Raw genomic sequence first — 18,665 nt, forward strand, 5'->3', positions numbered from 1 at the left:
CGCACTCACGCGGATCGGGGCTTGTGGTTTTCTCAGTGCTCCGACGCCAGCGCGGCGCCGATGTACCCAGCTGCCAGCAGGGCGAAGATGTAGGCCTGCAGGACCTGGATGAAGGCCTCGAGGAAGGTCAGCCCGATGGCGAAGATCCACGCCACGAGGGAGACCGGCTTCAGCGCCCAGCTCGAGGTCTCGGTCAGGAGGAACGTCCCACCGAGAGTGAACACCGCCAGGATCAAGTGACCCGCGAACATGGCGGCGAAAACACGGATGGCGAGCGTGAGCGGGTTCAGGACGAACTTCTCCGCGAACTCGATCAGCGCGAACAGCGGCAGGACCGCCTTCGGCACCGACGGCGGTGCGAGTTCCTTCTTGAAGTAGCCCGTGAAACCGTGCCGCTTGAAACCGACGTAGTGGTAGACCGGGTACACGACGAGGACCGACAGCGCGAGCGGAAAGCCGAAACGCGCCATGGTGGGGAACTGGAGGACCGGGATGATCCCGTAAAGGTTGTTCAGCAACACAAAGGTGAACATCGCGAAAACCAGCGGGATGAACGGCTTGAAGTCTTTCGAGCCGATCTGCTGGCGCGCGATGTTGTTGCGGCTGAAGTCGTAGATCGACTCCGCGACGAACTGCCCCTTGCCCGGCACGACCTTGAGCTTGCGCGTGGCCAGCAGGAAGTACCCGGCGATGAGGATCACCGACAGCACGACGAGCAGCATCGGCTTGGTGACGAAGCCGAACAACGGCGGCAGTTCGAAACTCTCGGCGCCGGGCGGTGCGAACACCGCGCCGTCAGCCAGTACCAGCGCGCTCACTGCGCTCCTTCCGGTTCTCCCGGCCGGCGTTCACTCCGCCGGGGGAATCGTCACGATCTGGACTTAACGTACCCGATACGTACCGGGACGTCTGAGGCGGCTTACCCACCGTGCGCTGAACCCGACTTCACGTTCTGCGCACGGGAGTTTTCTCGCGTGAACACTGCCCTGCGGTCTACTTCGGACCTGCAGTCGGCGGCGGAACCAAACGGTCGCCACACTGCTGATCGCGGTTCGTCTGAGGGAGCGCGCGGCCGAGGCCGCCACCCTTGAGGCGGACCATACCAGCAGGTTATTCGGTGCCGTACAGGCGTACTCCACACCAGCCGATCAGCTCAGGACTTAGGTCCCGGGCCGGTCCGGGACCCAAGTCCGGGACCTGCGCGACCGGTTCCACAACACCACAGGTCGGGGCTTCGGCACCGGTTGACGCTTACCCGAAAGCACGCACGCGTGTTTCAGGTCACACCCACATGCCGCAGTGCGGTTTCACCGCCAGTAGCCGACGGGCTCAGGACGGGATGATCGTCGGGATCTTCGTCTTGCGGAAGGCCGCGAACTCGGCGGCGGCCGACACCAGGATCGCCACGATCATGGTGATGCCGAGCGACAGCGGGTGCAGCGCGGTCACACCCTTGAGCAGCGTGAGCGCGGCGAACAGCACCACCACCTTGACCACGTACCCACCGAGCGCGATCACCATGACGAACATCGGGTCCTGACCCGCACTGAAGCGCATGAGCCCGAGCGTCGACAGGGCCGCCAGCATCGCGAGCACCGCGCCGACCAGCGACCCGAGGAAGCCGTGCAGCCCGAAAACGATACTGAAGACGATGATGCACACGATCACCGCCGGCGGCGTGACCAGCAGCGAAGCCTTCGTCATCGCGCGAGCAGCCTGCAGCACCACCTTGGCGTGCGGGTTCTCCGTCGCGTCGGTCGAGGTTTCGGTTTCGCTCACAGCTGGCTCCCTACTCGGTTCGGCATCGAGTGTAGAGACCCTGGTGAGCGGCGAGCCAAGCCCCCAACCTGCAGCTTCCGGCGGACGGGGCTTGCCCCGGATTCGCGAAAACACGAACCCGGGGCAGCCTCATCGAATTCGACCGATTTCCGGCGAGATATTTCCTCGAAGGTCTCCTTGGATCACCGATTCACGAAAATTCGTGCAACCTAAATCAAGCCGCCCACGTTTGACCCGGGTTGGTGCACGTCTGACCGGTCCAGTCCATGCTGTAGGTGCTGGTGACCTTGACCGTCACCGTCTGACCCGGGCCGACACACGCAATGGTGTTGCCGACGAACACGAAACGCGCCAGGACTTGGATCGACCGTCCGTCGTTCGTGCAGTGGTGGTAGTAGCGGTCCCAGCCCGCCACGGTCGCCCCACAGCCGCGACCATCGGAGGACACGTAGGAAACGATCCCGTTCCTCAGGTTCGACGCCGGGTTGGCCTCCGCCGACGTGGCAGCCGATCCGACAGCAGGAACAGCCATCATCATCGCGCCGGCAGCGAGCAGACCCAGCGCAGCCTTGGACACGTTCTTCACTTCGATTTCCCTCCCCATTCGACAACCGAAATGAGGCGAAAAGAACAGAACTAAAACACGCCGAAGACGCGCCGAAAAGGCACCCTCGGACTCCCCAGTCCCCTCAAAACCCCTCGCATCGGAGATTAGCCGCCCGAAGTGATCATGGTCGACACTTCGCCGGCATTCCCCGATCGGGGAGCCATTCCTGAAAAGCGAACCGAATTCGCGAACCCTCAGCCCGCAGAGCGGTGCCGCGCCCGCAACCTCGGCACCAAGGACACCAGCACGGCCACCACGAGACCCGCCCCGATGACCCAGAACACGGCCGTGTCGTCGAACAGCGTCACCGACACCGCGCCGAAGGCCAGGATGCCGGCCCACAAGTAGATGAGCAGGACGGCGCGGCGCTGGGAGTGGCCGATCTCGAGGAGCCGGTGGTGGAGGTGCATCTTGTCGGCCGCGAAGGGGCTTTCGCCGCGGCGGGTGCGGCGGATGACGGCCATCACCAGGTCGAGCACGGGCACGAAGAGCACCGCCACGACCACCACCAACGGCGACAGCAGCGCCAGCGCGTCGGAGGCCGAGAAGCGGGTGTAGCTGACGCGGCCGCTCGCGGACGTGGTCGCGCCGGCGAGCATGAGGCCGATCATCATGGAGCCGGAGTCGCCCATGAATATCTTGGCGGGTTGGAAGTTGTACGGCAGGAAGCCCAGACACGCGCCGGCCAGGGTCGCCGCGATGAGGGCCGGCGGGTAGGTGCCGAAGTCGCCGCCGGTGCTGTCGAGCAGGCCCAGCGAGAAGGCGCACGTGGCCGTCGCGGCGATGAAGCCGAGGCCGCCGGCGAGGCCGTCGAGGCCGTCGACGAAGTTCATCGCGTTGACCATCACCACGACCATCACGACGGTCAGCAGCGCGCCCTGGTTCTTGTCCAGCACGAGCACCGAGCCGAACGAGTCGCCGGTGCCGCCCCAGGGCACCCAGAACGACACCCACTGCACCCCGAACAGCACGAGGATCCCCGCGCACATCACCTGGCCGGCGAGCTTCGTCCACGCGTCGAGCTCGAACCGGTCGTCCAGCGCGCCGATGAGCGAGATGACGCCGGCCGCCAGCAGCACGCCGACGGAGTCGAGCGAGGCGTCGAAACCGTGGCTCAGCGCGGGCAGCTGGTGCGCCAGGCCCATCGCCGCGGCCACGCCCAGGTAGATGCCGACGCCGCCCATGCGCGGGATCGGCGTCACGTGGACATCGCGGGCACGCGGGTTGGCGATCGCGCCGATGCGGATCGCGACGCGGCGGACGACGCCGGTGAGCAGGTAGGTCACCGCCGTCGCGGTCAGCGCGACGAGGAGGTACTCCCGGATGGGGAGAAGTCCTTGCACAGGGGGCATGACCGCGTCACGCCTGCCGGGGGGTCCGAGTCACCGCGTCACGCTACCGCGACCGGGTGTCACGCCGTTCAACGGAGCCTCCCGTCCGCGGGGCCACTGTGGACCGCTCAGGCGAGCGACTCGACGGGCACGCCCATGACCTCGGCGATCGCCGCGCGGGTGACCGCGCCTTCGCGCAGCACCACTGGATTCTCGCCCGTGAGGTCCACGATCGACGACGCCACGGCCTCGCCGCTCGAACCGCCGTCGAGGTACACCGACACCGAGTCGCCCAGCTGGTCCTGCGCCTCGGCCGCGGTGGACGCCGGCGGGCGGCCGGAGACGTTGGCGCTCGACACGGCCATGGGGCCGACGTCGCGCAGCAGCTCCAGCGCCACCGGGTGCAGCGGCATCCGCAGCATCACGGTGCCGCGCGACTGTCCGAGGTCCCACTGCAGGCTCGGCGCGTGCGGGAGCACGATCGACAGGTCGCCCGGCCAGAACGCCTCCACGAGCGCCCGCGCCTGCGGCGTCAGGCCGAGCACGAGACCGTCCACTGTGGACCACGAACCGACGAGCACGCCCACGGGCATGTCGGGGCCGCGGTTCTTCGCACGCAGCAACGCCTGCACGGCGCCCGCGTCGAAGGCGTCGGCACCGATGCCGTAGACGGTGTCGGTGGGCAGTACCACCAGCCGGCTCGACCTCACCGCTGACGCCGCGGCGGCCAGCCCTTCGGCCCGGGACTCGCGCTTGCTGCAGTCGTACACCGCACTCATGCTGCGAAGCCTAGCCCTCGTCCCCGGCACCCGAATGCGGTGGTCAGGTGCCGGGGACGCCGAGTCAGAACCCGATGGCCGTGCAGGTGGTGGTGCTCGTCTTCGCCGGGTCGCTCACCGACGTGGCGGTGAGCTTGACCCGCGCCGTGTACGACGCGCCCGGTGTCCGTTTCGCGTAGGCGGCGATCTGGGCGGTCTGCCCGAACTTCGCCGTTGCCAGCTCGTTGGGCAGCCGGACCTCCCAGCCCTTCGCGTCGGTGCTCGCGCTCAGGCGGTAGGTGTCGCTGTCGTACGGCGCCTTCGCCCCGCGCGCGGAACCGGTGTTGAGCAGCCGGAAGTCGCACGTGGCGAGCCCGCCCTTGGTGAACGCGGGCAGCGCCGGCCACAGGTGCGCACCGCGCGCCTGCGGGCCCGAACCGTCGAGCGAGGCGACGGTGACCGTGTACGACAGCACCCCGCGGCGGTCACGCGCGAGGTCGGTGACGAGGAAGTGCAGCCGGTTGGCCTCGTCGGTGTACTCGTACGCGCCCGAGGAGCCCGTGCCGGCCTTGAACGCCGCATCGTTGAGCTGCCGGTAGTCGCCGACGGTGATCTTCACCGGCGTGCCGTCCGGCTGCACGTAGTCGGTGAGGCCGATGTCCTGCGGGTTCGCGTCGACGATCCACTCGAACGGCGCCGCGTCCTTGTTCTTGGTCTTGGCCAGCAGCACACCGGAGTCGGGCGCGAAGGAGTCCGAGCCCATCCGGTCGACGACCTCGAGCGTGTAGTTGTCGTAACCGCCGCCGTCGCACAGCGGGTCGGTGTTGCGGTCGCACTTCGCGGACTTGTCGCCGCCCGGCAGCGCGATGTTCAAGCCCGTGTACGCGCCCGGTTGCGGCGCCGCCTCGCGCGCGGTGATCCGCGCCGTCACGGGGCCCGTTTTCGCGAGCTGGTCGCGGTCGAGCTGCAGCACGTCGGCGGGGTCGACGATGCCGAGCTTGAGCTTGTTGCGCAGCATGTGGTGCGCGCCCATCGAGCCACCCTCGGTGGCCGGGATCTGCCAGCGCGTGTGCGGGCCGCCGGGACCGTTGAAGCTGCCGCGCGAGAGCATCTCCCACGGGCCGGTGTACGCGCGCTGCGGCGGGACGCCGAACGGGTTGTTGTAGTTGTCGCCGATACCCAGGATGTGGCTGAACTCGTGGGCGTAGGTGCCCTGTCCGGACGATTCGGCCTGCGTGGAGGAGCCGTTCTGCGCGTTCGGCCAGATGCTCGACGCCGAGGCCCACGACGTCCACGGGACGTAGCGCGTGTCGGCCCAGTTGGGCAGGCTCTCGTCGCCGGGCGGGCCGAACTCGTCCGGCACCGCGTCCTGGCTGCCGAACTTCATCTCGCCGAACTCCTGCCACGTCGAGCTCTCGTCCTGGCCCGCGGACAGGAAGAAGACGAAGTCGAACTGGTCGGCCAGTGCGCCGACGTCGGCCTTCCACGCGGCGCGCGCGTCGGTGCGCAGGTCGCGGTCGCACGTCGAGCCCTGCGGGCACGCGTTGTCCTGGAACTCCATGCCGTACTCGAAGGACTTGCCCGGCATGCGGTAGGGCCCGAACGCCGTCAGGTCCACGCCGAAGCGGCCGCCGGAGTCCTCCATCCAGTACTCGTTGATGGTGTGGCCGTGGTTGAGGGTCTCGGGCTTGTTGAGGAAGTCCTGGTAGTACTGCGCCACGTTCTCGCGCGCGAGATTGCTGGCCGACGGACCGGGGTTGCCGAACACGGTCGAGTGCGGCGGCTTCGTGACCACGAAGTCCTCGTCCGGGTAGTCCGCCAGCACAACGGCGCCCTTGAACGTGCGCTCGGTCGGCTTGAGCGACGGGTCGGCCCAGTTCGTGCCGGGGACGTTGCGGTAGTCGTTCCACGTCATGGCCGCTTGGTCGGCCCAGTGCGCGGAGTCCAGCGGCGCGGGCCAGCCGCGGGTGAACGTGTCGGCGTTCGCCGTGCCGGCGGTCAGCCCGGGCAGCAAGGCGACGGCCGCGACGACCGCGGCCACCTTCGAGACGCGCCTCGTCGTGCGCCGGACAGGGATCCAGGAGGGTCTCATCCACACTCCCCTTCACGATCGGGCCGCCCCGGGGCGGGCGGGCCCGAAGATCGACGGTATTCAGTCGACCGCGGATCGTTAGGGTTGCGAACGAAATCCGCCCCATTGCCTCACGACGAAAGTCGGACGGAGGTGCCGTACCGGCCGAACGGGTCGTTCGAACGGCAGACGGGGACGAGCCGGGCGTGCTCGCGGCTGGTTCAGCCGGCGGTGCTCGGACTGTCCACCGCGTCGACCCGGCGGCAGAGCAGGCAGAACTCGTTGCCCTCCGGGTCGGCCAGCACGTGCCACGACTCCTCGCCCGTCTGGCCGACGTCGGCCGGGCGGGCCCCGGCGGCGAGAAGGCGCTCGAGCTCCGCGTCCTGGTCGCGGTCGGTCGGGTTGACGTCGAGGTGCAGCGGCAGCTTCCCTCGCTTGGGCTCGTCGCTGCGGCTGAGCACGAGGGTCGGCAGCGGCCCGCCGAAGCCGCCGGGCGGGCCGATCTCCAGGTCGTCGCCGTCCCAGCCGAGCTCGACGTAGCCGAGGACCTCGCACCAGAAGTCCCCCAGGCGCTGGGGGTCGGCGCAGTCGATGACGAGTTCGGTGATCCGGCAGGCCATGCGCGAAAGACTACGGCGAACCGCGCCGTTTTCGCCCGGCTTCAGCCCAGGCGGCGGGCCGTGACGAAGCGGGCCCGGCCCGTGAAGTCGGGGTGGTCCTCGACGCCCGTGAGCACGCGGCGGGCCCGCACGAGTGCCGGCACGGCCGACCCGTGGGTGTCGTCGTGCTCGATGGCCAGACCGCCGCCGGGGCGCAGCAGCCGGGCGCCGGCCGCGATGGCGTGGCGGATCACCGCCAGGCCGCTCTCCTCGGCGAACACCGCGCGCGCCGGGTCGTGCTCGGCGACCTCCGGGGGCACGGGCGTGCCTTCGGGGACGTACGGCGGGTTGCAGAGCACCAGGTCGACGAGGCCGTCGAGCTCGGCGAACATCGTCGGGTCGGCGATGTCGCCCGAATACAACCGCACGGGGGTGTCGCCGGCGTCGGAGTGCACGTCGGCGTTGTGGCGGGCCCAAGCGAGGGCCTGCGGGTCGACGTCTACGGCGTAGACCACGGCGTCCGGCCGCTCGTGGGCGACCGCGAGCGCGAGTGCGGCGGATCCGGTGCACAGGTCGACCACCACGGGGAACTCGCGCCCCTGGAGGAACTTCAGGCCCCAGTCCAGCAGCAGCTCGGTCTCCGGCCGCGGCACGAAGACGCCGGGGCCCACGTTGACCGTGATGTTGCCCAGCGCGGCCCACCCCGTGAGGTACTGCAGCGGGATCCGCTTCGCGCGCTGCGCGACGAGCTGCCCGATCGCCTCGATCACCGGCGGGTCGACCAGCGGCACCATCGGCAGCCGCCCCCGATCGACCCCGAGCACGTGCGCGGCGATCAGGTCCGCGTCCGTCCGCGGCGACTCCACGCCCGCCTCGGTGAGGATCCGGGTGGCCTCCATGATGGCCAGGCGCAGCGGCTGCCGATTCACTAGTCGTCCTTCACGTCGTCGAGCCTGGTGTCCAGCGTATCCACCCGGCGGCCCGCGACGGTGGCGCCGGGCCGGGAAGGCCGGCCCGGGGCCTGTGACCAGGAGCGGGCAACGCGGGTCCCGGAAACCGGTTCCCGGAGATCTCCTAAGATGCCGATGTTCCCCGGGCCGCGGATCAAGGGCCCTTCGCCCGCTTCGCCGAACACCCGGAGACCCAGTGCCGACGAGCCCGCTCACGCCGCCCCAGCGACGCCGGATCGCGTTCGTGTTCCCGATCTACAACGAAGAGGGGAACATCGACCTCCTGCACCGCACGGTCGCCGAGGTCACCGCTCCCCTGGCGGACCGCTACGACTTCAGCTTCCTCTACATCGACGACGGCAGCCGCGACACGTCACTGGAGAAGCTCACCGAGCTGTCCCGGCGCGACGAGCGGGTGACCGTGATCGAGCTCGCGCGCAACTTCGGCCACCAGATGGCCGTGACCGCGGGCCTCGACCTGGTCGACGCCGACGCGACGATCATCATGGACAGCGACCTGCAGGACCCGCCGCGCGTCGCGCTCGAGCTGATCGAGCGGTGGGAAGAGGGCTACGACGTCGTCTACGCGCAGCGCCGCTCGCGGCAGGACAGCGCGTTCAAGAAGTTCACCGCCGGCGCGTTCTACTGGTTCCTGCGCAAGATGGCGGCCGTCGACATCCCCAAGAACACGGGCGACTTCCGGCTGATCGACCGCAAGGTCGTGGACGAGCTGCGCAAGTACCGGGAGCGCGACCGCTTCCTGCGCGGCCTGGTCTCCTACATCGGGTTCCGCCAGACCGCGGTGCTGTTCGACCGCGACAAGCGCCACGCGGGCGTCACCGGCTACCCGCTGCGCAAGATGCTGCGCTTCGCCGCCGACGGCATCCTCGGCTTCTCCGTCACGCCGCTGCGCATGATCAGCCGCCTCGGCTACCTGATCTCCGCGCTCAGCTTCCTCGGCGTGCTCTACGTGATCGGCGTGAAGCTGTTCGCGCCGGCGACCGCCGTGCCCGGCTGGGCGTTCATCACGATCGCGATGTTCTTCCTCGGCGGCATCCAGATCATCATGCTCGGCGTGCTCGGCAGCTACATCGGCCGCACGTACTCGCAGGTGCAGAACCGCCCGCTGTACGGCGTCGCCTCGGTGCGCACGGGTCTCGCCCCCGACGCTCGCATCACCGCGGACGCGACCGTGGACACAGTGGACACCGTCGACGCGGTCCAGGCGGAGAGCAGGGCCTGATGAAGCTCCTGACCGCGCAGCAGATCCGCTTCGGTGTGGTCGGCGTCGCCAATACCCTCGTCGACGCCGTCGGCTTCGCGTTGCTGTACTCCAGCGTCGGGCTGCCGCTGTTCATCGCGAACCTGTGCTCGACCACCGCGGGCATGCTGCTGAGCTTCGTGCTCAACCGCAACTTCACCTTCCGCGCCAAGGACGGCGACGTCCGCAAGCAGGTCGTGCTGTTCTTCACCATCACCGCGTTCGGGCTGTGGGTGGTGCAGGCCGCGGTGATCTTCGCGGTCGGGTCGCTGCTGCCCCACGTCACGGTGCTCGTGCCGAAGTTCGCCGGCATCGCCGTGGGTCTGGTGTGGAACTACGTGCTGTACCAGAAAGTCGTCTTCCGGCAGCGGACCCCGGTCCCGGTTGCCGCCACCGAACAGCCGGGAGGCACGGTATGACCGCCACGGTGACCGCCGAGGAGCTCACCTCCGAGGACGAACCCCAGCAGCCCGTCGCGGTTTCGCGCGTGCCGCGCTGGCTCACCGGCGACTTCGCCCGCGTGCTGGCCGTGGTGCTCGCGTGGAACGTGGTGCTGATCGCGGTGGCGTGGCTGTTCGGCCCGTCGTCCCCGGTGAGCGAGGGCGTGCCGAAGACGGGCATCGGCTCGACCTGGAGCCTGCTCTCGCACACCTACCGCTGGGACGCCGGCAACTACGGCGACATCGCACAGCACGCCTACACCAGCAGCTACGTGCCCCTGCGCGCGTTCTACCCGGTGTTCCCGATCTGCGTGTGGCTCGTGCAGACGATCAGCTTCCACCTGATCGGGATCCTCGTCGCGGGCTTCCTCGTGAACGTGGTCGCGACGTGGCTCGCCACCACGGCGCTGCTCAAGATCGCCCGCTTCTACTTCACCGGCGCCCGCGCCCAGTGGCTCGTGGTCGCCGCGTTCCTCACCGCGCCCACGGCGTTCTTCCTGCACTCGTTCTACAGCGAAGCGGTCTTCTGCGCGCTGGGCTTCTGGGCCTACCTGTTCGCGTTGCGGCGCCAGTGGCTGTGGATGGGCCTGTGCCTGATCCCGCTCACGGCCGCGCGGATCACCGCGGCGGTGTTCGTGGGCCTGTGCTTCCTGGAGTTCTGGCGCTCGAAGGACTGGAAGGTGCGCGGCCTGCTGAACTGGCGGCTGCTGTGGTTCCCCGCCGCGTTCCTCGGCCTCGGCGCGCACATGGTGTACATGAAGATCCAGACCGGCAGTGCCATGGCGAGCTTCAACGCGCTCAAGGGCGTGGCGACCTGGTCGTACCACAAGTTCAACCCGAACATCTTCGCCACCGGCTGGACCGAGGCGAAGCTGACAGCCCACGCGCTGCTCGGCGACATCCCGATGGACGGGTGGACGCTGATGAGCCACGTGCTGCCCACCCTCGGGCTGGTGCTGCTGCTCGTGTCCTCCGTGTACATCTTCGTCGCCTTGCGCGCCAAGGGAATCCCGCTCGCGCTGTTCGGCATCGCGTCGATCGTGATGCTGACGATCAACAACAACGTGGTGTCGGTGCACCGCTACCTGCTGCCGTGCCTGGTGATGTACATCGCGCTGGTGCTGTTCGCCGAGCGCCGTCCCAAGCTGCGCGGCGTGGTCTACGGCGTGCTGTACGCGAACACGACGATCGGCGCGCTGATCTTCCTGCGCTTCGTGTCGGGGTACTGGGCGGGCTGACCGCGCCCGGCGCCCCGGCACCGGTCCGGTGGCGGTGACCGGGGTTCCCGCACACACTGCGGCCCGGCACCGCGCTGCCTACACTCGGCCGGGTGCGAACCAAAGACCTCCGCTTCGGTCTCGCCATCTTCGGCGCTTCCCTCGCTCTGCTCCTGGTCCGTTTCCTCGTGCCCCGACCCATCGGCATGGCCGACAACGGCGACGGCTGGCGGCTGCTCTGCAAACTCGGCGGCAAGCAGCTCGACCGCCCGGCGGAAGGTTTCGTCCGGTTCAGCTACGGCGCCGGGGACCCGTGCACGAGTGACTACGTCTCGAGCCAGACCTGGCTCGACTGGCTCGCGAGCAAAGCCGGTCACCTCTTCGGCTCGAGCGCCATCCTGAACCTGCTGGTCCTCGGCGTCGGTACCTGCGTGCTCGTCGCGGTGGCCATCACCGCCGCGGTCACCGGCCTCGACCTGGGCCGCCGCGGCAAGGTCGTCGCGACGGTCCTGCTGCTGCTCGTGATGGGTGACTCCGCGTTCTTCGGCTACTTCGCCTCCACGCTCAGCGAGGGCGCGGCCTTCCTCGGCATGCTGCTGATCGCCGGCGGCCTCGTGCTGATGCACCGCGACCGCGCCCGGCGCTACGCCGGCGCCGTCATCACCGTCCTCGGCGGACTGATCGGCATCAACGCGAAATCGCAGACCCTGTTGCTCATCCCCCTTTTCGTGCTGGCCGTGCTGCTGGTGAAACCCCAGGGCGCGCGCGGCGGGGCCCGCTGGGCGCTGCCGCTCGCGGTGCTCGTGCTCGTGGGCGGCGGAACGTTCGCGGTGCAGTCGCACGGCGACCCGGCCAACGCGGAGTACCGCGAGGCCAACGTGTACAACGCGATCTTCGACTCCATTGTGGACGGCAGGCACGACACGAACGCCGATCTGGCCGCACTCGGGCTGCCACAATCGTTCGCGAAGTACATCGGCACCGGCTGGTGGACCCCGGGCGCGGCCAAGACCGACCCGCTCTACCCGCGGTACCGCGACAAGATCAGCCGCCGTAACGTGCTGGCGTACTACGAATCGCACCCCGTGCGCGTCGCGCAGATCCTGCAGCAGGGCGGCGTGAACACGCTCACCGCGCGGCCGGACAACCTCGGCAGCTTCGGTGAGCTCTCGGGCCAGGCGTGGCTGTCGAAGGAGTACCGCGTGCCGCTGTTCTCCGGGCTCGCCGCGCTGACCGCGCCCGCGGGACTGTTCGTGCTGGTCCCCCTGTGGCTGCTGATGATCTGGGCCGCCGTGCGCGCCTTCCGGCGGAGGCGGCGCGAGTACGGCCTCGTGGTCCTGATGCTGACGTTCTTCGCCGTCGGGCAGCTCGGGCTGTCCGCGCTGGGCGAAGGCGTGGAAGGCGTGAAGCACCAGCTGCTCACGCTGTTCCCGACCGTGCTCGCGCTCGCTTTCGCGATCCTCAGCCTGCTGCCGCGCGCCGAAGGGCCCCAGAAGCCGCAGCGAGAACCCGAGGACGAAGAGCCGCTGACCGAGAAGATCGCGGCCGTCGTCCGAGGCGGCTGAGATGTCTGAGGCGGCTGAGGTGTTCGAGGCCGCCGAGACGGCCGGACCGGCTCAGCCGGACTGGGCGGCCAGGCGCTCCTCGCGGTCGGCCGTCGCCAGGGCGTCGAGGACGCCGTCGAGGTCGCCGTCGAGGACCTGGTCGAGGTTGTAGGCCTTGTAGTTCACCCGGTGGTCCGAGATGCGGTTCTCGGGGAAGTTGTAGGTGCGCACGCGCTCGGAGCGGTCGACGGTGCGGACCTGCGAACGGCGGGCGTCCGAGGCCTTCGCGGCGGCCTCTTCCTCGGCGATGGCCTGCAGGCGCGCCTGCAGCACCTGCAGCGCGCGGGCGCGGTTCTGGATCTGCGACTTCTCGTTCTGGCACGAGACGACGATGCCGGTCGGCAGGTGCGTGATGCGCACGGCCGAGTCGGTGGTGTTCACGCTCTGGCCGCCGGGGCCGGAGGAGCGGAAGACGTCGATGCGCAGGTCGTTGGGATCGATCTCGACCTCGACCTCTTCGGGCTCGGGGTAGATCAGCACGCCGGCGGCGGACGTGTGGATACGGCCCTGCGACTCGGTCGCCGGCACGCGCTGCACGCGGTGCACGCCGCCCTCGAACTTCAGGCGCGACCAGACGCCGTCGACGTCGGCGGTCTTGCTCTTGATCGACAGCGTGACGTCCTTGAAACCGCCCAGGTCGGAGTCGGTGGAGTCGAGGACCTCGGCCTTCCAGCCGTGGCGCTCGGCGTAGCGCAGGTACATGCGCAGCAGATCGCCCGCGAACAGCGCGGACTCCTCGCCGCCCTCACCGGACTTGATCTCCATGACCACGTCGGAGCCGTCATACGGGTCGCGCGGCAGCAGCAGCTCCGTGAGGCGGGACTCGAGGTCGGGGATCTTCGCGGCCAGCTCGTCGGCCTCCTCCGCGAACGCCGAGTCCTCGGCCGCCAGCTCCTTGGCCGCGGCGAGGTCGTCCCGCGTCTGGTCGAGCTCCCGCACCGCGCGCACGACGGGGCTCAGCTCCGCGTAGCGGCGGCCCAGCTTCCGGGCCTTGGCCTGGTCGGCGTGCACGGCCGGGTCCGCCAGCTGCTCTTCCAGCTGGGCGTGCTCGGCGAGCAGCCCCTTGAGCGAAGTCGAATCCACTTCCGTGCCTTCTTCCGGGCCTAGTACCACCAACGACAGAATTTCACCGACAGACAGCAAACGGCGCCCACTCGCACGTGCGAGTGGGCGCCGTGGGCGAAGCTACTTGGCGTCGTTCTTCTGCCGCTTGCCGTAGCGCTTCTCGAAGCGCGCAACCCGGCCACCGGTGTCCATGATCTTCTGCTTGCCGGTGTAGAACGGGTGGCAGTTCGAGCAGATCTCGACGTGGATCGCGCCCGAGTCCTTGGTGCTGCGGGTGGTGAAGCTGTTCCCGCAGTTACAGGTGACCTGAGTCGTCACGTACTCAGGGTGAATACCGCTCTTCATGGTGTCCTCTCTCGTTGGCCCCGGGTCCCCAGGATCGGGGTGAACCGGTGCCGGACTTCAGCGGGTCATTGTGCCAGACGGGCTGACGATGAGTTCAACCAACCCTCCTGGCCTGGTATTCCTCGGTCCAGGAGCCGTCAGCCCCTTCACGCCGTGAAGGGCACCGCGGGGGGATCGGATTCCCTCACGGCGCCCTTCACGGACGGTGAACCAGTGGAGCTCAGTCCTCGTCGTTCGCGCCGAGGGCCGTCTTCGAGACCTGCATGAGGAACTCGATGTTGGTCTTCGTCTTGCGCAGGCGCGAGATCAGCAGGTCGATGGCCTGCTGCGAGTCCAGCGCGTGGAGCACGCGGTGCAGCTTGTGCGTGACGGCGAGCTCGTCCGGCGAGAGCAGCAGCTCTTCCTTGCGGGTGCCGGACGGGTTGACGTCGACCGCCGGGAACACGCGGCGCTCGGAGATCTTGCGGTCGAGCTTGAGCTCCGCGTTGCCGGTGCCCTTGAACTCCTCGAAGATCACCGTGTCCATCGTGGAACCCGTCTCCACCATCGCCGTGGCGAAGATGGTGAGCGAGCCGCCGTTCTCGATGTTGCGCGCGGCACCCAGGAAACGCTTCGGCGGGTACAGCGCGGTCGAGTCGACACCACCGGACAGGATCCGGCCCGACGCCGGCGCGGCCAGGTTGTAGGCACGGCCGAGGCGGGTGATCGAGTCGAGCAGCACCACCACGTCGTGGCCCATCTCGACCAGGCGCTTGGCGCGCTCGATCGAGAGCTCCGCGACCGACGTGTGGTCGGCCGGCGGGCGGTCGAAGGTCGAGGCGATGACCTCGCCCTTCACGGACCGCTGCATGTCCGTGACCTCTTCCGGCCGCTCGTCGACCAGCACGACCATGAGGTGGCACTCGGGGTTGTTCGTGGTGATCGCGTTGGCGATGTCCTGCATGATCGTGGTCTTACCGGCCTTCGGCGGCGACACGATCAGGGCGCGCTGCCCCTTGCCGACGGGCATGATCAGGTCGATCACGCGGGTCGTGAGCTTGTACGACTCGGTCTCGAGGCGCAGGCGCTCGTTGGGGTAGAGCGGCGTCAGCTTGGTGAAGTCGGGACGGCGCTTGGCCTCGTCCGGCTCCAGCCCGTTGATCGAGTCGACGCGCACCAGCGGGTTGAACTTCTGCCGCTGCTGCTCGCCGTCCCGCGGCTGACGGACGACACCGGTGATGGCGTCACCGCGGCGCAGGCCGTACTTGCGGACCAGCGAAAGCGACACGTACACGTCGTTCGGCCCGGCGAGGTAACCCGAGGTCCGGACGAACGCGTAGTTGTCGAGCACGTCCAGGATGCCGGCGACCGGCAGCAGGACGTCGTCCTCGCGGATCTCGGTGTCGGGCGAACCGCCTTCGGCGCGACCGCCCCCGCTGCCCCGGCGACGGCGGTCGCGGAAGCGACGGCCGCGACGGCCGCCCTCTTCGTCGTCCTCCGGGCCCTGCGAACGGTTGTCCTGCTGGCCGCGGTTGCCGCCGTCCTGCTGGTTGTTGCGCTGGCGGTTGTCGCGGTTGTCCGAGCCACCGCGGTTGTTGTCGCGGCCGCCCTGACGGTCGGCGCGGTCAGCGCGGTCACCACGCTGCTCACGGTCGCCACGGTCACCACGCTGCTCACGGTCGCCACGCTGGCCGCCGTCACGCTGCTGGCCACCGTCACGCTGCTCGCGCGGCTCACGCTGGCCGTCGGGCGCGCCCGCGGCGCGGTTCGAGCCACGGCGGCGACGGCTGCGGCCGCCTTCCTCCTGCTGCCCGTCGGAGTTCTGCTGGCTGCCATGGTCATTCTGCGCGGGCTTCTCGGCCGGCGCCTCGGCCACGGGAGCCGAACCGTTGGTCTCGGCCTGGGGAGCCGGCGCCGCCTCGGCGCTCGGGGTCTCCTCGCGCTTTTTCTCGGCCCGGGCCGGCTCTTCGGTCTTCGCGGCCTTCGAGGCCTTGGGAGCCGGAGCGTCGCCGACACCGTCGAGCGGGAGAGTCTCCGCCGTGGCGGTGCGCTTCTTCGTCTTGCCCTGCCGCTCGCGGATCGCGGCGATCAGGTCACCCTTGCGCATCCCCGTGGTCTCGCCCACACCCAGTTCGCCCGCCAGCTGGCGGAGCTCGGCGATGACCATCCCCGACAGGCCCCCGGTGCGGCGCTTCGGAGCGGCCGCGGCCCCATTCGTCTCAGCGGCCGCGGCGGGGGTCTCCACGTCGCCGCTCAACAGATCGGTGTTGCTCACACATGTCCTTCCTGACCGATCCACGCCTCCAGGTGGATCAGCGGACTGCCGCCGATCGCGTCTGATCGCGAAACGGCATTTGCTTCCGATGCGGGCGAGTCGCGCCTAGCCGTGCGGAACACAGCGAGAGCGTCGCCAGCACAGGGGTGTTTGCCTCCCCCAAACGGAGGAAACGGAATTCGGCACCGCGCCGAAACCGGAAACCCGCCTGCGTCCCTCCGCGTCCCGCTTGCCAGGCGGAGCGGATCTGGCGGATCGACGAAGGATGCGGACCGGAGGCTCGCGAGGAGCGAACAGGACCGGCATCGGGTGCGGAAACGCACGGTGATCGAACGCCCCCGAGGGTAGACCGCCCTGTGGGCGGGTGCAACAACCACCCCCCGCGTGGCGCAGGTTCCGCCCGCCACGTGACCGGGGCTTTACTGAGCCGCAACCTGAACACCCGTCAGGTCCACGCCCAGCTCGGCAACGTCGAACCCCTCAACGTCGCATTCCGGCGGCAATATTCCCGTCGTGGTGAGGGCGAGCACCGTGGGACCGGCGCCGGAGATCGTCGCCGCCACACCGTGCGCACGGAGCGTGCGCACCAATTCGGCGCTCGCGGGGTACGCACTGGCCCGGTATTCCTGGTGCAGCCGGTCTTCCGTCGCCGCCAGCAGCAGCTCGGGCCTCGTCGTCATGGCGAGCACCGAAAGCGCCGTGCGGCCCGCGCTGTGCGCCGCGTCCGCGTGCGGAACGTGCTGGGGCAGCAGGCCGCGCGTGGCGTCCGTGGACGACTTCAGCGCCGGAATCGCCACCACCGGACGGATCTTGGTGCCGGGCTCGACGCGCTCGGCGTGGAAGCGCCCGTTTTCACACCACGCCACCACGAGCCCGCCGAGCAGGCTCGCAGCCGCGTTGTCCGCGTGGCCCTCGAACTCGGCCGCGAGCTGCAAAGCCTCGTCGTCGAGCGCGACGCCCGCCAGCGCGTAACCCAGCGCGACGCCGGACACCACGGCGGCGGCCGAGGAGCCGAGCCCGCGCGCGTGCGGGATCTTGTTGAAGCAGCGCAGGTGCAGACCCGGCGGACGCACGTCGAAGTGCGCGCACGCGCGGCGGATCGCCCGCACCACGAGGTGCGTTTCGTCGGTGGGGACGTCGGCGACCCCGCCGGCGCCGGCGTCGACCACCTCGATCTTGAGGCCGTCCTCGATCACCTGCAGCTCGACGACGTCGTGGCGCGCCAGGGCCAGGCCCAGCGCGTCGAATCCCGGGCCGAGATTGGCCGTCGAACCCGGCACCACGGCCCGGAACGACGCGCCCACCGGCAGGCCCGAGGAGCCCGTCACCGCAGGTCCAGGGCTGCGGCGACCGCCGTGGGATCGACGGCGAGCGGCTCGACCTCGACGTTGCCCTCGAGCGCGGTCGCGGGGTCCTTGAGGCCGTGGCCGGTGACGGTGCACACGACCGTGCTGCCCTTCGGCAGCCGGCCGTCCGCGGCGGTGGCGAGCAGGCCGGCGACGCTGGTCGCCGACGCGGGCTCCACGAACACGCCCTCGCGCCCGGCCAGCAGGCGGTAGGCCTCGAGGATCTTCGCGTCGGTGATCGCCTCGAACAGGCCGTCGGACTCGTCCTTCGCCTTCACCGCGCCGCCCCACGAAGCGGGGCTGCCGATGCGGATCGCCGTCGCGATGGTGTCGGGGTCCGAAACCGGTTCACCCAGCACGAGCGGCGCGGCGCCGGCCGCCTGGAAGCCGAACATCCGCGGGGTGTTCTTCACCACACCGTCTTCGGCGTACTCCGAATACCCGGCCCAGTAGGCGGTGATGTTGCCCGCATTGCCCACCGGCAGGCAGTGGATGTCGGGTGCCTGGCCGAGCGCGTCGCAGACCTCGAACGCGGCGGTCTTCTGACCCGCGATGCGCACCGGGTTCACGGAGTTCACCAGTGTCACGGGGTAGTCGGCGGCGGTCTTGCGCGCGAGCTCGAGGCAGTCGTCGAAGTTGCCGTCGACCTGCAGGATTCGCGCACCGTGCACCACGGCCTGCGCGAGCTTGCCCATCGCGATCTTGCCCTGCGGCACGAGCACCGCGCAGGTGAGCCCGGCGCGCGCGGCGTAGGCGGCCGCCGACGCGGACGTGTTGCCCGTCGACGCGCAGATCACGGCCTTGAGCCCGCTCGCCAGTGCGTGGGTGATGGCCACGGTCATGCCGCGGTCCTTGAACGAGCCGGTGGGGTTGGCGCCCTCCACCTTGAGGTACACGGTGCAGCCCGTGAGCTGCGACAGGTGCGCGGCGGGCAGGAGCGGAGTGTTGCCCTCCCCGAGCGTCACCACCTGCGCGCCCTCCGGCACGGGGACGCGGTCGCGGTACGCCTCGATGATCCCCGGCCACGCAGTCAATCCG

General features: G+C 69.4%; 17 protein-coding genes. 4 read left to right on the forward strand and 13 right to left on the reverse strand.

The window, feature by feature from the left end; all coding sequences use genetic code 11:
* Positions 1-32 precede the first annotated feature (32 nt).
* The 8 genes from atpB to prmC form a co-directional block, all read right to left on the reverse strand.
* The gene (gene atpB / locus AB0K15_RS27775) at positions 33-818 is read right to left on the reverse strand and encodes a F0F1 ATP synthase subunit A (protein WP_364056456.1); all 786 of its coding nucleotides are present in this window, start codon (positions 816-818) and stop codon (positions 33-35) included.
* A gap of 511 nt (positions 819-1,329) precedes the next feature.
* Positions 1,330-1,779 carry a hypothetical protein gene (locus AB0K15_RS27780; protein WP_364056459.1) on the reverse strand — a complete coding sequence of 150 codons (450 nt, stop codon included), beginning with the start codon at positions 1,777-1,779 and terminating at the stop codon, positions 1,330-1,332.
* Between the two features lie 214 nt (positions 1,780-1,993).
* Complete coding sequence (locus AB0K15_RS27785) at positions 1,994-2,365, reverse strand: hypothetical protein (protein ID WP_364056462.1); 372 nt, start codon at positions 2,363-2,365, stop codon at positions 1,994-1,996.
* A 215-nt stretch (positions 2,366-2,580) separates the two neighbouring features.
* On the reverse strand, positions 2,581-3,738 hold the full coding sequence (locus tag AB0K15_RS27790; protein WP_364056465.1) for an MraY family glycosyltransferase: 1,158 nt from the start codon (positions 3,736-3,738) through the stop codon (positions 2,581-2,583).
* 107 nt (positions 3,739-3,845) lie between these two features.
* Positions 3,846-4,496: an L-threonylcarbamoyladenylate synthase gene (locus AB0K15_RS27795; protein WP_364056468.1), complete on the reverse strand. Its 651-nt coding sequence runs from the start codon at positions 4,494-4,496 to the stop codon at positions 3,846-3,848.
* A 64-nt stretch (positions 4,497-4,560) separates the two neighbouring features.
* Positions 4,561-6,567 carry a M6 family metalloprotease domain-containing protein gene (locus AB0K15_RS27800; RefSeq protein ID WP_364056471.1) on the reverse strand — a complete coding sequence of 669 codons (2,007 nt, stop codon included), beginning with the start codon at positions 6,565-6,567 and terminating at the stop codon, positions 4,561-4,563.
* Positions 6,568-6,767: 200 nt separating this feature from the next.
* Complete coding sequence (locus AB0K15_RS27805; protein ID WP_364056473.1) at positions 6,768-7,166, reverse strand: VOC family protein; 399 nt, start codon at positions 7,164-7,166, stop codon at positions 6,768-6,770.
* 41 nt (positions 7,167-7,207) lie between these two features.
* Positions 7,208-8,074 (reverse strand): peptide chain release factor N(5)-glutamine methyltransferase, encoded by an 867-nt coding sequence (gene prmC, locus AB0K15_RS27810; RefSeq protein ID WP_364056476.1) that lies wholly within the window; start codon positions 8,072-8,074, stop codon positions 7,208-7,210.
* 217 nt (positions 8,075-8,291) lie between these two features.
* Between prmC and AB0K15_RS27815 the strand changes: the two genes are divergently transcribed.
* The 4 genes from AB0K15_RS27815 (at position 8,292) to AB0K15_RS27830 (ending at position 12,578) form a co-directional block, all read left to right on the forward strand.
* On the forward strand, positions 8,292-9,338 hold the full coding sequence (locus tag AB0K15_RS27815) for a glycosyltransferase family 2 protein (protein ID WP_364056479.1): 1,047 nt from the start codon (positions 8,292-8,294) through the stop codon (positions 9,336-9,338).
* Complete coding sequence (locus tag AB0K15_RS27820; RefSeq protein WP_364056482.1) at positions 9,338-9,775, forward strand: GtrA family protein; 438 nt, start codon at positions 9,338-9,340, stop codon at positions 9,773-9,775. Before AB0K15_RS27815 ends, AB0K15_RS27820 begins: the two co-directional genes overlap by 1 nt.
* Positions 9,772-11,034: a hypothetical protein gene (locus AB0K15_RS27825; protein WP_364056485.1), complete on the forward strand. Its 1,263-nt coding sequence runs from the start codon at positions 9,772-9,774 to the stop codon at positions 11,032-11,034. The genes AB0K15_RS27820 and AB0K15_RS27825 overlap by 4 nt, the downstream gene beginning before the upstream one ends.
* A 92-nt stretch (positions 11,035-11,126) precedes the next feature.
* Positions 11,127-12,578 (forward strand): hypothetical protein, encoded by a 1,452-nt coding sequence (locus tag AB0K15_RS27830; RefSeq protein WP_364056488.1) that lies wholly within the window; start codon positions 11,127-11,129, stop codon positions 12,576-12,578.
* Positions 12,579-12,629: 51 nt separating this feature from the next.
* On the opposite strand, the gene prfA is transcribed toward AB0K15_RS27830, so the two are convergent.
* From prfA to thrC, 5 genes are all read right to left on the reverse strand, one after another.
* Positions 12,630-13,700 carry a peptide chain release factor 1 gene (prfA, locus tag AB0K15_RS27835; RefSeq protein ID WP_364056491.1) on the reverse strand — a complete coding sequence of 357 codons (1,071 nt, stop codon included), beginning with the start codon at positions 13,698-13,700 and terminating at the stop codon, positions 12,630-12,632.
* 102 nt (positions 13,701-13,802) lie between these two features.
* Positions 13,803-14,027, reverse strand: coding sequence for a 50S ribosomal protein L31 (gene rpmE, locus AB0K15_RS27840; RefSeq protein ID WP_220243829.1), 225 nt, complete (start codon positions 14,025-14,027; stop codon positions 13,803-13,805).
* A gap of 220 nt (positions 14,028-14,247) precedes the next feature.
* Positions 14,248-16,281 carry a transcription termination factor Rho gene (gene rho, locus AB0K15_RS27845; RefSeq protein WP_364056495.1) on the reverse strand — a complete coding sequence of 678 codons (2,034 nt, stop codon included), beginning with the start codon at positions 16,279-16,281 and terminating at the stop codon, positions 14,248-14,250.
* A 419-nt stretch (positions 16,282-16,700) separates the two neighbouring features.
* Complete coding sequence (gene thrB / locus AB0K15_RS27850; protein WP_364056498.1) at positions 16,701-17,609, reverse strand: homoserine kinase; 909 nt, start codon at positions 17,607-17,609, stop codon at positions 16,701-16,703.
* A complete protein-coding gene (thrC, locus tag AB0K15_RS27855) occupies positions 17,606-18,661 on the reverse strand; it encodes a threonine synthase (protein WP_364056589.1) in 1,056 nt (351 codons plus the stop codon). Before thrC ends, thrB begins: the two co-directional genes overlap by 4 nt.
* Positions 18,662-18,665: the final 4 nt, after the last annotated feature.

Origin of the sequence: Amycolatopsis sp. NPDC049253, assembly GCF_040678995.1 — a bacterium.
In the GTDB taxonomy this organism is placed as follows: Bacteria; Actinomycetota; Actinomycetes; order Mycobacteriales; family Pseudonocardiaceae; genus Amycolatopsis.

Coding starts and splice junctions, on each gene's coding strand:
- AB0K15_RS27790 (WP_364056465.1), bottom strand. CDS start 3,738: ATGCCCCCTGTGCAAGGACTTCTCCCCATCCGGGAGTACCTCCTCGTC.
- AB0K15_RS27795 (WP_364056468.1), bottom strand. CDS start 4,496: ATGAGTGCGGTGTACGACTGCAGCAAGCGCGAGTCCCGGGCCGAAGGG.
- AB0K15_RS27800 (WP_364056471.1), bottom strand. CDS start 6,567: ATGAGACCCTCCTGGATCCCTGTCCGGCGCACGACGAGGCGCGTCTCG.
- AB0K15_RS27805 (WP_364056473.1), bottom strand. CDS start 7,166: ATGGCCTGCCGGATCACCGAACTCGTCATCGACTGCGCCGACCCCCAG.
- AB0K15_RS27820 (WP_364056482.1), top strand. CDS start 9,338: ATGAAGCTCCTGACCGCGCAGCAGATCCGCTTCGGTGTGGTCGGCGTC.
- AB0K15_RS27825 (WP_364056485.1), top strand. CDS start 9,772: ATGACCGCCACGGTGACCGCCGAGGAGCTCACCTCCGAGGACGAACCC.
- rpmE (WP_220243829.1), bottom strand. CDS start 14,027: ATGAAGAGCGGTATTCACCCTGAGTACGTGACGACTCAGGTCACCTGT.